Source organism: Agrococcus phoenicis, assembly GCF_047302415.1.
In the GTDB taxonomy this organism is placed as follows: domain Bacteria; phylum Actinomycetota; class Actinomycetes; order Actinomycetales; family Microbacteriaceae; genus Agrococcus.
Genome location: NZ_CP154854.1, coordinates 225,457 through 240,125, shown reverse-complemented (window position 1 = coordinate 240,125; position 14,669 = coordinate 225,457). Strand labels below are relative to the sequence as shown.

The window sequence follows — 14,669 nt, the reverse complement described above, 5'->3', positions numbered from 1 at the left end:
CTACTGCTTGATGTAGGCCTTGCCGCTGGCCGCAGGGGCGCGCGACTGACCGATGAAGCCCGCCACCGCGAGGATGGTGATGACGTAGGGCAGCATGAGCATGAACTCGCTCGGCACCGGCGAGCCGATCGCGCCGAGCGTCTGCTGCAGCGCTGAGGCGAAGCCGAACAGCAGCGCCGCGAAGGTCGCCTTGATCGGGTGCCACTGGCCGAAGATGACGGCGGCGAGCGCGATGTAGCCGAGGCCGGCCGTCATCTCTCGCGTGAACGCCCCGTTCGAGTCGAGCGTGAAGTAGGCGCCGCCGAGGCCGGCGACCGCGCCCGCGAGGGAGACGTTCCAGAAGCGCAGCTTCGTCACCTTGATGCCGACCGTGTCGGCAGCCAGCGGGTGCTCGCCGATCGCGCGGAGCCGCAGCCCCCACGTGGTGCGGAACAGCCCCCACGCGATGACCGGCACGATGACGTACATCGCGTAGACGATGATCGACTGCTTGAACAGGGCCGGGCCGAGGAGCGGGATGCTCTCGAGCAGCGGGATGGGGATCTTCGGCAGCCGCTCCGGCGAGTTGAGCGCCGGGTTGTCCGAGAGCACCGAGGAGTAGAGGAAGTTGGTGAGGCCGGCGATCAGCACGTTGAGCACGACGCCGACGATGACCTGCTCGACGTAGTAGCGGATCGCGAAGACCGCGAGCACCATCGAGACGAGGACGGCGGCGAGCATCGCGGCGAGCACGCCCAGCATCGTGACGCCGGTGGTCGAGGCGACGACCGCTCCGGTGAACGCGCCGCAGAGCAGCTGCGCCTCGATCGCGATGTTGACGACACCGGCCCGCTCGGAGATCACGCCGCCCATCGCACCGAGGATCAGGGGCACCGAGAGGCCGACGGTGGCGAACAGGAGCCCGGGGATCGGGATCATGGCGCCGGCGCCGGCCCAGGTGAGGAAGCCGAGCACGAAGACGATGCCGAAGACGATCGGGAGCCACGCGCCCTGCTTGCGCACGGTGGCGACCGCCCAGAACGACAGGGCGGTCAGCGCCGCGAGCAGCACGACCACCACGACGCCGGTCGCGCGCGCCGGCAGCACCGCGTCGGGCAGCGCGAAGAGATCGCCGGAGGAGGCCAGGCGCAGCCGCGCCTCGCCGTCCCGGCCCAGGAGGACCATCAGGAGCAGCGCGATCACCGTCAGCACCGAGTAGGAGATCGGCGCCTTCCAGTGCTTGACGACGGCGCGCTCGAGCTCGACGGTCTCTGGCTGCGCGGGGGTCGGGGCTGCGACGGGCTGCTGCGTGCTCATGCCTGCGTTCCCTTCTGCTCGGTCATGGCTCGCAGCGCTGCCTCGTCGCGGCGCTGGCGGCGCGACTTCTTGCCCGGCTGCGGCAGCCCGAACATGGCCCGCACGAGCGGCGGGGCTGCGATGAAGAGGACGATGAAGGACTGGACGACGAGGATGATGTCGATCGGCACGCCCTCGGCCGCCTGCATGCGGAAGCCGCCCGCCTTGAACGCACCGAAGAGGAGGCCGGCGAAGAACGTGCCCCACGGGGTCGAGCCGCCGAGCAGCGCGACGGTGATCGCGTCGAAGCCGATGCCGGCGTCGATGCCGGAGGTGAAGCCGGTCGTGACCGAGCCCGTCACCTGCTGCGCGCCGGCCAGGCCCATGAAGCCACCGGCGAACAGCATCGCGAGCACCGTGATGCGCTTGACGTTCATGCCCGCGTTCAGCGCGGCGCTCGGGTTGTAGCCGACGGCGCGGAACTGGAAGCCGAGGTTCGAGCGGTTGATGAGCCACGAGCAGAAGACCACCGCGGCCACCGACAGCACGAACCCCCAGTGGAGGACGAACGGAGGCCCGAAGATCGATGGCAGCACCGCCGTCTCCGGCATGGGGGGCGAGATGGGGTTGTTGTTCACGCTGTTCTGCAGCAGGCCGGGCGTGCGCAGCATCCAGGTGATGAACCAGAGCGCGACGAAGTTCAGCATGATCGTGACGATCACCTCGTGCGCGCCGGTGTAGGCCTTCAGCGCACCCGCGACGGCGCCCCAGAGCGCACCCGCGACGATGCCGACGGCGATCGCGACGAGCACGTGCAGCACCGGCGGCAGCTGGAACGAGAAGCCGACCCAGCCGGCGGCGGCTGCGGCCCACAGCATCTGGCCGCGGCCACCGATGTTGAACAGGCCCACGCGGAACGCGATCGCGACGCCGAGGCCGGCTGCGATGAGCGGCGTGGCGAAGTTCAGGGTGTCGGTGAAGGGCTTGACGAGCTGGGCGAAGCCGGCGTCGGCGCGCGAGAGGTTCAGCACGGAGCCCTGGAAGAGTGCCGAGTAGGCACCGAAGACCGCCTCCCAGACCGCGGTCAGCATGTCGGTCGGGCGGGCGAAGAAGTAGCCGCTCGTCTCCTGCACGCGCTCGTCGGTGAGGGCGATGAGGATGCCGCCGACGATGAGCGAGGTGACGATCGCCAGCAGCGCCATGACCAGGTTGCCGCCCATGATGCGCTGGAACGCGCTGTTCCAGGGGTCGGTGTCCTCGACCTGCCGGTCGTCGGTCGGCGGCGCGGCAGCGGGCGCCTGCACCTCGGCCTCCTCCGGCGCGTGCACCACGGGTGCCCCCTCGCCGGAGTCGGGCGTCCCGCCGACGTGCGGCTGCGGGTCGGGCTGGATCGGGTCGTCGGCGTCGCGCGGCTGGTCGTTCACGCTGCGGCTCCTTCCGAGGGCTGCGTCTGTCGTTCGCCGGCCATCATCAGGCCGAGGGTGTCGCGGCTCGTGTCCGAGGGCACGATCCCGACGATGCCGCCGCGGTACATCACGGCGATCCGGTCGGCGAGCCCCACGACCTCGTCGAGCTCGGTGGAGACGACGATGACCGGGATGCCCGCGTCGCGAGTCGCGATGATCTGGCTGTGGACGAACTCGATGGAACCGACGTCGAGGCCGCGCGTCGGCTGCGATGCCACGAACAGGGCGAGCGGCCGGCCCAGCTCTCGGGCGAGCACCACCTTCTGCTGGTTGCCGCCGGACAGCGTGCCGACGCGGGTGTGGATGTCCTGCGCGCGGATGTCGAAGGCGCCGAGCTTCTCGGTCGCGAACTCGTCGCGCGCGCCGCGATCGACCGTGCCCGCCGAGACGAAGGGCGCGCCCTGGTAGCGGTCGAGCATGAGGTTCTCGGCGATCGAGTACTGCCCGACGAGGCCGTCGACGCTGCGGTCCTCCGGCACGAAGCCCACGCCGGAGTCGAGCACGTCGCGCACCGACTTGCCGAGCAGCTCGTGGCCGTTGAGGCTGATGGAGCCGGCCGACTTCGGCTGCAGCCCCAGGATCGCCTCCGTGAGCTCGGTCTGGCCGTTGCCCTGCACGCCTGCGATGCACAGCACCTCGCCGCCGCGGACGGCGAACGAGACGTCGTTCACGACCTTCTGCCCGATCGCGTCCAGCACGGTCAGGCCCGTGACCCGCAGCTCGTTGTCGGTGTGCACCGGCGGGTTCTTCTGCACGGTCAGCTCGACCGGGCGGCCGACCATCATCGACGCGAGCTCGGTGCTCGAGGAGTCGGGGCTCGCAGCCCCCACGACCTTGCCCAGCCGGATGACGGTGATGCGGTCGGCGATCGCGCGCACCTCGCGGAGCTTGTGGGTGATGAAGACGATCGCGGTGCCCTCGTCGCGCAGCTGCTGCATGATCGCCATCAGCTCGTCGGTCTCCTGCGGCGTGAGCACGGCGGTGGGCTCGTCGAAGACCAGGACCTTCGCGTCCTGCGAGAGCGCCTTGATGATCTCGACCCGCTGCTGCACGCCGACGGGCAGGTCCTCGATCTTGGCGTCGGGGTCGATGTGGAAGCCGAAGCGCCGAGAGATCTCGAGCACCTTCTGCTTCGCGCCGGCGAGGCCGCCGAGCGCTCGCTCGTGGCCGAGCAGGACGTTCTCGGCGACGGTGAAGACGGGGATCAGCATGAAGTGCTGGTGCACCATGCCGATGCCTGCGCGCATCGCGTCGCCTGGTCCTGCGAAGTGCTGCACCTCGCCGTCGAGGAGGATCTCGCCCTCCTCGGCCCGGTACAGGCCGTAGAGCACGTTCATCAGCGTCGACTTGCCGGCGCCGTTCTCGCCCAGGAGGCAGTGGATCTCGCCCGCCTTGACCTGCAGGTCGATGTGGTCGTTTGCCGTGAGCGCCCCGAAGCGCTTCGTGATGCCTCGGAGTTCGAGGGTCGAGTGCTCGAGAGTCATGGGTTTCCTTCGACGACGCGGACGACGTAGGTGAATCTAGCCGGTGACGAGCCATGCGCGCTCGCGGACCGGTGGCCGTGCACGCGCGTGGGGGCCGGCCGGAGCCGACCCCCACGCGTGCTGCGCTCCTTACGGGCTGGCGGGCGACTCGACGACGATCTCGCCGGCGATGATCGCCTCGCGGATCTCGTCGAGCTGCGTCTGCAGCTCTGCGTCGACCGAACCCTCGAAGTCGTGGAACGGCGCGATGCCGACGCCGTCGTTCTCGAGCGTGCCGACGTAGGGCTCGTTGGAGAACTCGCCGTTGGCCGCCTCGGTGATGACCGTCTCGACACCCGTCGCCATGCCCTTGAGCACCGACGTCAGGAAGAGGTCGCCGTTCTCGGGCGAGGTCTCGTAGAGGTCGGCGTCGACGCCGACCATCGCGATGCCCGAGTCGTCGCCCGCGTCGCGGATCGCCTCGATGGCCGAGAGGAAGATCGGGCCGCCGACCGGCATGAGCACGTCAGCGCCCTGGTCGATGTAGGTCTGCGCCATGGCCTTGGCCTCGACGCCGGCGCTGAAGCTGCCGGTGAACGAGCCCGACTGGCCCTCGGCGTCCCAGCCGAGGATCTGCACGTCGGCGTCGTTCTGCTCGTTGAAGTACTCGGCGCCCTCGACGAAGCCGTCCATGAAGATCGTCACCGGCGGGATCTGGATGCCGCCCCAGGTGGCGATGATGCCCGACTCGGAGTGCGAGGCGGCGGCGTAGCCGGCGAGGAACGCTGCCTCGGCCGTGTTGAAGACGATCGGCTGCACGTTCTCGGCCTCGATCGAGTTGTCGTCGATGATGGCGAAGTTGACGTCGGGGTTCGCGGTCGCGGCAGCGCCCGTCGCCTCGGCGAGGTTGAAGCCGACCGAGACGACCATGTTGCAGCCCTGGGCGATGACGCTGTCCAGGTTCGGCGCGTAGTCCGACGGCGAGGAGGACTCGACCTCGACGCCCTCGACGCCGAGCGCCTCGGAAGCGGCGCGCAGGCCCTCGGCACCGAGCTGGTTGAAGGAGCGGTCGTCGAACCCGCCCTCGTCCGAGACGATGCAGGGCTGGATGTCGGTGGTGGGCTCTTCGGCGGCGGGCTCGGAGCCCGACGGTGCCTCAGGAGCGGCGGAACAGCCTGCGAGCAGCAGCGCTGCGCCGACGGCGAGCACGCCGCCACGCGCAACAGAACGGGTGAACTTCCTCAAGGGATCCTCCAGTGCAAAGGATGCTCGCCGCGACGCGGCTGAGCGCATGATGGGTCGAGCATAGGGCCGCGCGCGAAGGCGCCGAGCCGATCCCCGAGCACCGCAACGCAATCGTTGCAATCCGAGGGAGCCTCAGTGCGCGCGGCGCCGGGCCCGCCGACGACGCGGCTCAGGGGCCGGAGGGCGACTCGACCGCGATCTCGCCGGCGACGATCTGCTCGCGCAGCGCCTCGAGCTCGGCCTTCGTCTCGTCGCTCACGCGGCTGTCGAGGTCGTGGAACGGCGCGATGTCGACGCCGCCGTTCTCCAGCGTGCCGATGATCGGCTCCGACGAGAGCGTGCCGTCGGCGGCGTCGCCCACGGCCTGCACCACGGCATCCTCGGTGTTCTTGAGGATGCTCGTCAGCAGCAGCGGCCGGAACTCCGCCGGCAGCGTGTCGTACCCGTCGTTGTCGACCCAGATGACGAGCGCCTCACCGCCGCCGTCGAGCGATGCGCGGAAGGCTCCCTCGCCGACCTGCCCTGCCACCGGCAGGATCACGTCCGCGCCCTGCGCGATGAACGCCTGCGTCTGGGACTGGCCGAGGCTGACGTTCTCGAAGTCGCCGGTGAAGGTGCCGTCCTGCTCCTCGGCGTCCCACCCCAGCAGTCGCACGTCGGTGCCCTTGGCCTCGTTGTAGGCGTCGATGCCCGCTGCGAAGCCGTCCATGAACAGCGTCACCGGCGGCTGGTTGCCGCCGCCGAAGGTCGCGACCACGCCCGTCTCCGTGACGGAGGCGGCCGTGTACCCGGCGAGGTACGCCGCCTGCGCCGTGTCGAAGACGATGGAGCGCACGTTGTCGCCCTCGACCAGCTCGTCGACGATGGCGAACTGCACGTCGGGGTTGGCGGCGGCCTGCTGCTCGGTGGCGGCCACGAGCTCGTAGCCGACCGTCAGCACGAAGCCGCAGCCGGTGTCGACCGCTGCCTGCACGTTCGGCGCGAGATCGCTCTCGGAGGTCGAGACGAGGGCGTTCACGTCGATGCCGAGCTCCGCATCGGCGCGCTCCATCCCGGCCCAGCTCGTCTCGTTGAACGATCGGTCGTTCAGGCCGCCGGAGTTCGTGACCATCTGGGCGCACTCGAGCACCGGTTCGGCGTCGGGAGCGCTAGCGGAGCCGGAGGTGCCGCCGGTCTCGGGCGGAGGCGTGCTGCACGCGCTCAGCAGCAGGAGGGCGGCGAGCGCGGCGAGCGCGGGGACAGCGGGCATGCGGGACACGGCGACTCCTTCGGGCGATGGCGACATGCTAGCCCGCGGGTCGCGCCGCGAGCGCGCTCCGCTGCACCGCCGCGCGATCAGAGGGCGTCGGTGTTGCCGCTGCGCCGCACGGCGTCGACGACCTGCTTGACGCGCTGCGCGTTGTCCGTCGTGGTCACCAGCAGCGCATCCGGGGTGTCGACGACCACGACGTCGTGGATGCCGACGACGGAGATGATGCGGTTCGACTGCGACACGACGATGCCGCTCGCCGAGTCCGCGATCACGGTGCCCTCGGAGCCGAGGATCGCGAGCCGGCCGCGACGACCGTGGTTGTGCAGCTTCGCGACCGCCGAGAAGTCCCCGACGTCGTCCCAGTCGAACTCCCCGGGCACGACGACCATGCGTCCGCGCGCCGCCGCTGGCTCCGCGACCGAGTAGTCGATGGCGATCTTCTTCAGCTGCGGCCAGATGCGGTCGACCGCCGGTCCGCGCCTGCCCGGCTCGTCCCACACCGCCGCGAGCTCCTCGATCTGGGCGGCGAGCTCGGGCTCCTCCTTCGCCAGCTCCTCCAGCAGCACGTCGGCGCGCGCGATGAACATGCCCGCGTTCCAGAGGTAGTCCCCCTCCTGCAGGTAGCGGCGGGCGACCTGCGCGGAGGGCTTCTCGACGAACTGCTGCACCACGGCGGCGTGCGGGGCGCCCTCGACGCCCACCGGGTCGCCGGCGCGGATGTAGCCGAAGCCGATCGCGGGCTCGGTGGGCGTGATGCCGATGGCCGCGATGTAGCCGGCGCGGGCCGCCGCCACCGCCTCCGTCACCGCGCGGCGGAAGGCGCGCTCGTCCTCGATCACGTGATCGGCGGCGAAGGAGCCGATGATGACGTCGGGCTCGCGCCGCCGCAGCACGGCGGCGGCGAGGGCGATCGCGACGGTCGAGTCCCGCGGGTCCGCCTCCAGCACGATGTTCGCGTCCTCGAGCTCGGGGATCTGCGCCTCGACGGCGGCGCGGTGCGCGCGACCCGTCACGACCATCGTGCGGCCCGGGCCCGTGAGCGGCGCGAGCCGGTCGAAGGTCGCGCGCAGGAGCGTCTTGCCGCTGCCCGTCAGGTCGTGCAGGAACTTGGGCGCATCGGCGCGCGAGAGCGGCCAGAGCCTCGAGCCCGCGCCGCCCGCGGGGATGATGCTGGTGAAGTCGTCGATGGTCGCCACGCTGCGAGCCTAGTGATGCGCGAGGGCGTCGGCCGGGAGGGCGGCAGCAGCAGCGCGCGGCCCGCGGCCCCGCTGCATCGACCGGCATCTCCCCAGGGGCCGTTCACCGCGCGTTCACCCTCCACTCCCCCACCCGCGCCCGGTCGCGCCGTAGCGTTGCTGCCGTGAGCATCGAGCGAGTCGCGATCGTGACCGAGAGCTTCCTGCCGACCGTCAACGGCGTGACCACCTCGGTCTGCCGCATCCTCGACCACCTCGTCGAAACCGGGCGCGAGGCGATCGTCATCGCGCCGCGCTGCGGTGCGCCGCGGCACTACCGCGGGGTGCCGGTGCACGAGGTGCCCTCCTTCGCCTACCGGCAGTTCCCCGTGGGGCTGCCGAGCCCGCGGGTCGCCGAGCTGCTGCAGCGGTTCCAGCCCGACGTGCTGCACGCGGCGAGCCCGTTCATGCTGGGCGGCCAGGCACTCGCCGAGGCCTCCCGCATCGGGCTGCCGAGCGTCGCGATCTACCAGACCGACGTCGCCGGCTTCGCTCGCCGCAACCGCCTCGGCGCCGGTTCCGCGTTCGCGTGGCAGCTGATCCGCCTCATCCACAACGCGGCAGACCGCACCCTCGCGCCCTCGACCTCCGCGATCGCCGACCTCGAGTCGGCAGGCATCAAGCGGGTGCACCGCTGGGCGCGCGGCGTCGACCTCGACGGCTTCCACCCGGATCACCGCACCAGCGCCACCGCGGCCGCGCTGCGGCGGCGCATCGCCCCCGACGGCGAGGCGATCGTCGGCTACGTCGGCCGCGTCGCACCGGAGAAGGGGCTCGACCGGCTCCGCGCCCTCGTCGGCGTCCCGGGGATCCGCGTGATGATCGTCGGCGATGGTCCCGGCATGCAGGAGACCCGCCGGCAGCTGGCACCGCTGCGGCCCGCCTACCTGGGCCAGCTCGGCGGCGCCGAGCTGCGCACCGCCTACGCGGCGATGGATGCCTTCGTCCACACCGGCGCCGAGGAGACCTTCGGGCAGACCCTCCAGGAGGCGGCAGCGAGCGGCCTCCCCGTCGTCGCGCCCCGCGCGGGCGGACCGATCGACCTCGTCGACCACGGCACGACCGGTCTGCTCTTCGCCGTCGACGACGCATCCGCGCTGCGGCTCGCGATCGAGCGGCTGGCCGTCGACCCCGGCCTGCGAGCGCGGATGGGCGAGGCCGGTCGGCGGCGCGTGCTCGGGCGCTCGTGGCCCGCGATGGTCGAGCAGCTCATCGGCCACTACGAGCTGGCCGCCCGTCGCGCGCGCCGCGGCGCGGGGGATCTGGTCGGCGCCTGACCGGTGCAGCGCGCTCGGCGACCCCGCGGACGGGGCTCGGCGCCGGTGCGGCGGAGGCGCCGCAGCGCTCCGCGCCGATGCTCCGGCGCGCGGGCATAGGATGGGAGGACTTGCCCGGTCGAATCTACGGAGGGAACGCGCGTGTCTGAGACATCGAGCAGCCTCACCCTCCCCGACCCCACGCCTCGGAGGACCACGTTCAGCGGCACGCTGTATCGCGGCAACGAGGGCATGTGGTCGTGGGTGCTCCACCGGATCACCGGTGTGGCGATCTACTTCTTCCTGCTTGTCCACGTGCTCGACACCTCACTGATCCGCGTGAGCCCCGAGGCGTACAACGCAGTCATGGCGACGTACAAGAACCCGATCATGGGCCTCGGCGAGGTCGTGCTCGTCGGCGCCGTCGTGCTGCACGCCATCAACGGCCTCCGCATCATCCTGGTCGACTCGTGGTCGTGGGCGACGCGCCACCAGCGCGCGCTGTTCTGGGTGGTGATCGGCATCGTCGCGGTGCTGATGGCCTACTTCGTGCCGAACCACCTCGCCAACGTCTTCGGCGAGTTCTCCGAGATCGGGGGCGAGCACTGATGACGACCATCGAGGCTCCGAACTACGCCTATCCCGCCCGCTCGAGGGGCCGTCGCGGCCCCAACCTCGAGAAGGCCGGCTGGATCTTCATGCGCGCCTCCGGGGTGGTGCTGGTGGTGCTCATCTTCGGCCACCTCGCCTACAACCTCATCTGGACCCCCGGCGGCATCCACGCCATCGACTTCGGCTTCGTCGGCGGCAAGCTCGCGGATCCGTTCTGGAAGTGGTGGGACGTCCTGATGCTGTGGCTGGCGATCCTGCACGGCTCGAACGGCATGCGCACGATCGTCAACGACTACGTGCACAAGCCCAGGCTGCGCGCCGTGGCGCTGTGGGCCATCGGCATCGCCGCGGCGATGCTGATCATCCTGGGCACCCTCATCACGTTCACGTTCGACCCCTGCCCCCCGAACGCCGACCCCTCGCTGCTGCCGTCGTTCTGCGCAGAGCTCTGAGCACCGAAAGATCTCCTCATACATGGTTGAGCAGTCCCCCGTCACCGACGGCATCCACTACCACCAGTTCGACGTCGTCATCGTGGGCGCCGGCGGCGCCGGCATGCGCGCCGCGATCGAGGCTGCCCCCAAGGCCTCGACCGCGGTGATCACGAAGCTGTACCCGACCCGCTCCCACACGGGCGCGGCGCAGGGCGGCATGGCCGCTGCCCTCGCGAACGTCGAGGAGGACAGCCACGAGTGGCACACGTACGACACCGTCAAGGGCGGCGACTACCTGACGGATCAGGACTCCGCCGAGATCCTGACGCGCGAGGCGATCGACGCGATCTACGACCTCGAGAACATGGGCCTGCCGTTCAACCGCACGGAGGACGGCAAGATCGACCAGCGCCGCTTCGGCGGGCACACGCGCGACCACGGCAAGGCGCCCGTGCGCCGCTCCTGCTACGCCGCCGACCGCACCGGCCACATGATCCTGCAGACGCTGTACCAGAACTGCGTCAAGCACGGCGTGAACTTCTTCAACGAGTTCTACGCGCTCGACCTCGTCATGGCAGAGGTCGACGGCGTGAAGCGCGTCGCCGGCATCGTCGCCTACGAGCTCGCGACCGGCGAGATCCACGTCTTCCAGGGCAAGTCGGTGGTGTTCGCCACCGGCGGCTTCGGGAAGATCTACAAGACCACCTCGAACGCGCACACCCTCACGGGCGACGGCGTCGGCATCATCTGGCGACAGGGCCTGCCGCTCGAGGACATGGAGTTCTACCAGTTCCACCCCACGGGCCTCGCCGGCCTCGGCATCCTGCTCACCGAGGGCGCGCGCGGTGAGGGTGCGATCCTCCGCAACGCCTCGGGCGAGCGCTTCATGGAGCGCTACGCCCCCACCATCAAGGACCTCGCGCCGCGCGACATCGTCGCCCGCTCGATGGTGCAGGAGGTGCTGGACGGACGCGGCGCCGGCCCCCACAAGGACTACGTCTACCTCGACTGCACCCACCTGGGCGCCGAGGTGCTCGAGACGAAGCTGCCCGACATCACCGAGTTCGCGCGCACGTACCTGGGCGTCGACCCCGTCACCGAGCGCGTGCCGGTCTACCCGACCGCGCACTACGCGATGGGCGGTATCCCGACCAACAACGACGCGCAGGTGCTGAGCGACAACGACACGGTCGTGCCCGGCCTCTACGCCGCCGGCGAGTGCGCGTGCGTCTCGGTGCACGGCGCCAACCGCCTCGGCACCAACTCGCTGCTCGACATCAACGTCTTCGGCAAGCGCGCCGGCAACCACGCGGTCGCCTACGCGCAGTCGGCCGACTTCGTCGACATGCCGACGGATGCGGCAGACGGCGTCGTGAAGCTGCTCGCGCAGCTGCGCGAGGGCAGCGGCAGCGAGAACGTCGCCGAGATCCGCAAGGCGCTGCAGGAGACGATGGACCGCAACGCGCAGGTGTTCCGCACGGAGGAGACGCTGCAGACGGCGCTCGCCGACATCGCGGCGCTGCGCCAGCGCTACCCGAACGTCCGCATCCACGACCGGGGGCGTCGCTTCAACACCGACCTGCTCGAGGCGGTCGAGCTGGGCTTCCTGCTCGACCTGGCCGAGATCGTCGTGGTCTCCGCGATCAACCGCAAGGAGTCGCGCGGCGCGCACATGCGCGACGACTACCCGACGCGCGACGACGTCAACTTCATGCAGCACACGATGGCCTACCGCACGGCCGGCGACACCGGCGTGCCGCAGGAGATCCGGCTCGACTGGAAGCCCGTGCGCATGACGAACTACGAGCCGCAGGAGAGGAAGTACTGATGGCAGCGACACAGGTGGGCACGCCCGGCCAGGAGACGGCCGCGGAGGCTGCCTCGGTGGAGGGCGGCACCGCGCCGGACTCGGTCGACTCGGCAGCCGAGGGGCACGACCGCCCGCTCGAGGCCGCAGAGCCGATCGAGGAGCCCCAGAGCTTCCCCGTCACGGTCATCGTGCGTCGCTACGACCCCGAGGTCGACGACGAGCCCCGCTGGGTGGACTACGACGTGCAGATGTTCTCGACCGAGCGCATCCTCGACGCCCTGCACCGCATCAAGTGGGAGCAGGACCCCTCGCTCACGTTCCGCCGCTCGTGCGCGCACGGCATCTGCGGCTCGGATGCCATGCGCATCAACGGCAAGAACCGCCTCGCCTGCAAGGCGCTCGTGAAGGACTTCGACGTGTCGAAGCCCATCTACGTCGAGGCGATCAAGGGCCTGCCGCTCGAGAAGGACCTGATCGTCAACATGGAGCCGTTCTTCGACTCCTTCCGCGAGATCCAGCCCTTCCTGCAGGCCACGGGCAAGCCCGACAAGGAGCGCCACCAGACGATCGCGGAGCGCGAGCGCTTCGACGACACGACGAAGTGCATCCTGTGCGCGGCGTGCACGACCTCGTGCCCGGTCTTCTGGACCGACGGCCAGTACTTCGGCCCGGCCGCGATCGTGAACGCGCACCGGTTCATCTTCGACTCGCGCGACGAGGCGAGCCAGGTGCGCCTCGACATCCTGAACGACAAGGAGGGCGTGTGGCGCTGCCGCACGACCTTCAACTGCACGGACGCCTGCCCGCGCGGCATCCAGGTCACCAAGGCGATCGCCGAGGTCAAGCAGGCCATGATGACGGGCGTCAAGCTCTAAGCACCGCCCGCCGACGAGGCCCGCTCCGCGCTCAGGCGCCGAGCGGGCCTCGTCGTCCGCGCACGGATCGATGCGACCCGCCGGGGCATGCGGGGATCGCGAACGGGACGCGCTCCCCGAGCACTTCGCTCAGAGAATACTTAGCCTGGCAATGTATCCTGTCGGCATGGACGCCACAGCGAGCACCGATCCCGCACCCCAGGACGCAGACCGCACCGCGGCCCCCACCGAGCGCCCGGTGGTCGGCGGCGCCCCGCGCTCCGCGGCCGACCGCATCCGCCCCTGGGCCGTGCTCGTCGCACTGCCGGCGACGCTGGCGATGGCGGTGCTCGGCGGCGGCGCGTTCGGCGGCCAGGAGGTCTCGCGGGCATCCTCCGGCGCGCTGTCGGCGGATGCGACCCCGCTCGCGCCCGCGGGCCCCGCCTTCTCGATCTGGTCGCTCATCTACCTCGGGCTCGCCGCCTACGCCATCTGGCAGGTGCTGCCCCGGCACCGGCGCGACCCGCGGCAGCAGCGCATGGGGTGGCTCGCGCTCGCCTCCCTGGTGCTGAACGCGCTCTGGATCATCTGCGCGCAGGCGGGACTGCTCCCGCTCACGGTCGTCGTGATCCTCGCCCTGCTGGTGGTGCTCGCGCTCATCATGCGCGTGCTAGCCAGCTCGAGGGCGGCGAGCTGGCAGGAGGCCGCGGTCGTGGACGGCACGTTCGGCCTCTACCTCGGCTGGGTCTCCGTGGCGACGGTCGCCAACGTGGCGGCCTGGCTGGCAGGCTCCGGCGTCCGCCCCGAGGCGTTCGAGCTGCCCGCCATCGGCATGATCGCGGTCGTCGTGGTCGTCGGCGTGGTGCTCGCCCTCTGGAGCCGAGGGCGGCTCGCCCCCGCCGCAGCGATGGCATGGGGCCTGGCCTGGATCGCCGTCGGCCGCGCCTTCGACGAGCCCCACAGCCTGCCCGTCGCCATCGCCGCCGCCGTGGCCGCGCTCGCCATCGCCGTGGCCGCGCTCGCGCTGCGCGCGCGCCGGTGGTCCGCGCCCGGGCCCGCCTGAGGCATCCCCGGGGCGCGGCGCTCCGGTCGACCGACCGAGCGGGCGCTCAGGAGCGCCGGACGGCCACGACGTTCGCGACCGCCCAGGCGATGGTGAGCAGCACGACCTGCGCCCACGCGATGAAGGACATCGGGTCGCCCGGCTCGAGCAGCAGCATCGCCGCCACGAGCACGCCCATGGCGATCAGCATGGCGCAGACGCCGACGATGGCCAGCGCGTGCACGCCGATCGTGCGATCGCGCTCGTCGAGGTACTCGGCTGCGTTGAGCCGCGTGAAGTCGCTCGCCCGGCCCGAGCGCGCGTAGATCGCGCTGCCTGCCACCGCGGTCGCGATCACGGCGAACGCGATCGCGACGAACCACTGGGCGCGCGTCGCGAAGATCACGGCCGTGAGCAGCGCCGCTGCCGTGAGCGCGGCGTTCCACCACGACATCCTCAGCCACCTACGCGTCGACATCGAACAGCTCCTCCACGGTGGTCCCGAAGTGCCGCGCGAGGTGCACGGCGAGGGCGAGCGAGGGGTCGTAGCGACCCGTCTCGATCGCGTTGATCGTCTGGCGCGAGACGCCCATCGCCCGAGCGAGCGCGAGCTGCGACAGCTCCTGCTGCAGGCGCAGCGCTCGGACGCGACTCTCCATGTGGAAAGCGTACTTGACACCGGGAAGCGCGACAAGCAGACTTGTCATGACAAGCCCACTTGACAC

General features: G+C 70.8%; 14 protein-coding genes. 6 read left to right on the top strand and 8 right to left on the bottom strand.

Annotated elements, in window-relative coordinates; translation table 11 throughout:
* The 6 genes from AA0Z99_RS01220 to AA0Z99_RS01195 all read right to left on the bottom strand — a co-directional run bounded on the left by AA0Z99_RS01220 (window position 1) and on the right by AA0Z99_RS01195 (window position 7,897).
* A complete protein-coding gene (locus tag AA0Z99_RS01220; protein WP_413318694.1) occupies window positions 1-1,296 on the bottom strand; it encodes an ABC transporter permease in 1,296 nt (431 codons plus the stop codon).
* Window positions 1,293-2,699 carry an ABC transporter permease gene (locus AA0Z99_RS01215; protein WP_413318692.1) on the bottom strand — a complete coding sequence of 469 codons (1,407 nt, stop codon included), beginning with the start codon at window positions 2,697-2,699 and terminating at the stop codon, window positions 1,293-1,295. Before AA0Z99_RS01215 ends, AA0Z99_RS01220 begins: the two co-directional genes overlap by 4 nt.
* Window positions 2,696-4,225, bottom strand: coding sequence for an ABC transporter ATP-binding protein (locus tag AA0Z99_RS01210; RefSeq protein ID WP_413318690.1), 1,530 nt, complete (start codon window positions 4,223-4,225; stop codon window positions 2,696-2,698). The genes AA0Z99_RS01215 and AA0Z99_RS01210 overlap by 4 nt, the downstream gene beginning before the upstream one ends.
* Window positions 4,226-4,354: 129 nt before the next feature.
* Window positions 4,355-5,497, bottom strand: a complete 1,143-nt coding sequence (locus tag AA0Z99_RS01205) for a BMP family lipoprotein (protein WP_413318688.1) — start codon at window positions 5,495-5,497, stop codon at window positions 4,355-4,357.
* Between the two features lie 121 nt (window positions 5,498-5,618).
* Complete coding sequence (locus AA0Z99_RS01200; protein WP_413318686.1) at window positions 5,619-6,698, bottom strand: BMP family lipoprotein; 1,080 nt, start codon at window positions 6,696-6,698, stop codon at window positions 5,619-5,621.
* An 86-nt stretch (window positions 6,699-6,784) separates the two neighbouring features.
* Window positions 6,785-7,897 carry a mannose-1-phosphate guanylyltransferase gene (locus AA0Z99_RS01195; RefSeq protein WP_413318684.1) on the bottom strand — a complete coding sequence of 371 codons (1,113 nt, stop codon included), beginning with the start codon at window positions 7,895-7,897 and terminating at the stop codon, window positions 6,785-6,787.
* Between the two features lie 164 nt (window positions 7,898-8,061).
* Here AA0Z99_RS01195 and AA0Z99_RS01190 point away from each other — a divergent pair, with 164 nt between their 5' ends.
* The 6 genes from AA0Z99_RS01190 (at window position 8,062) to AA0Z99_RS01165 (ending at window position 13,965) form a co-directional block, all read left to right on the top strand.
* Complete coding sequence (locus AA0Z99_RS01190; RefSeq protein WP_413318682.1) at window positions 8,062-9,213, top strand: glycosyltransferase family 4 protein; 1,152 nt, start codon at window positions 8,062-8,064, stop codon at window positions 9,211-9,213.
* Window positions 9,214-9,444: 231 nt separating this feature from the next.
* Window positions 9,445-9,801, top strand: coding sequence for a succinate dehydrogenase, cytochrome b556 subunit (sdhC, locus tag AA0Z99_RS01185; RefSeq protein ID WP_413320716.1), 357 nt, complete (start codon window positions 9,445-9,447; stop codon window positions 9,799-9,801).
* Window positions 9,801-10,256 carry a succinate dehydrogenase hydrophobic membrane anchor subunit gene (locus tag AA0Z99_RS01180; protein WP_413318680.1) on the top strand — a complete coding sequence of 152 codons (456 nt, stop codon included), beginning with the start codon at window positions 9,801-9,803 and terminating at the stop codon, window positions 10,254-10,256. Before sdhC ends, AA0Z99_RS01180 begins: the two co-directional genes overlap by 1 nt.
* A 22-nt stretch (window positions 10,257-10,278) precedes the next feature.
* Window positions 10,279-12,066 carry a succinate dehydrogenase flavoprotein subunit gene (sdhA, locus tag AA0Z99_RS01175; RefSeq protein ID WP_413318678.1) on the top strand — a complete coding sequence of 596 codons (1,788 nt, stop codon included), beginning with the start codon at window positions 10,279-10,281 and terminating at the stop codon, window positions 12,064-12,066.
* The gene (locus tag AA0Z99_RS01170; protein ID WP_413318676.1) at window positions 12,066-12,923 is read left to right on the top strand and encodes a succinate dehydrogenase iron-sulfur subunit; all 858 of its coding nucleotides are present in this window, start codon (window positions 12,066-12,068) and stop codon (window positions 12,921-12,923) included. The genes sdhA and AA0Z99_RS01170 overlap by 1 nt, the downstream gene beginning before the upstream one ends.
* 166 nt (window positions 12,924-13,089) lie before the next feature.
* On the top strand, window positions 13,090-13,965 hold the full coding sequence (locus tag AA0Z99_RS01165; RefSeq protein ID WP_413318674.1) for a TspO/MBR family protein: 876 nt from the start codon (window positions 13,090-13,092) through the stop codon (window positions 13,963-13,965).
* Between the two features lie 46 nt (window positions 13,966-14,011).
* Here AA0Z99_RS01165 and AA0Z99_RS01160 read toward each other — a convergent pair whose 3' ends face one another.
* Both AA0Z99_RS01160 and AA0Z99_RS01155 read right to left on the bottom strand, forming a co-directional pair.
* On the bottom strand, window positions 14,012-14,422 hold the full coding sequence (locus AA0Z99_RS01160; protein ID WP_413318673.1) for a hypothetical protein: 411 nt from the start codon (window positions 14,420-14,422) through the stop codon (window positions 14,012-14,014).
* Window positions 14,409-14,603 (bottom strand): helix-turn-helix transcriptional regulator, encoded by a 195-nt coding sequence (locus AA0Z99_RS01155; RefSeq protein WP_413318671.1) that lies wholly within the window; start codon window positions 14,601-14,603, stop codon window positions 14,409-14,411. Before AA0Z99_RS01155 ends, AA0Z99_RS01160 begins: the two co-directional genes overlap by 14 nt.
* Window positions 14,604-14,669: the final 66 nt, after the last annotated feature.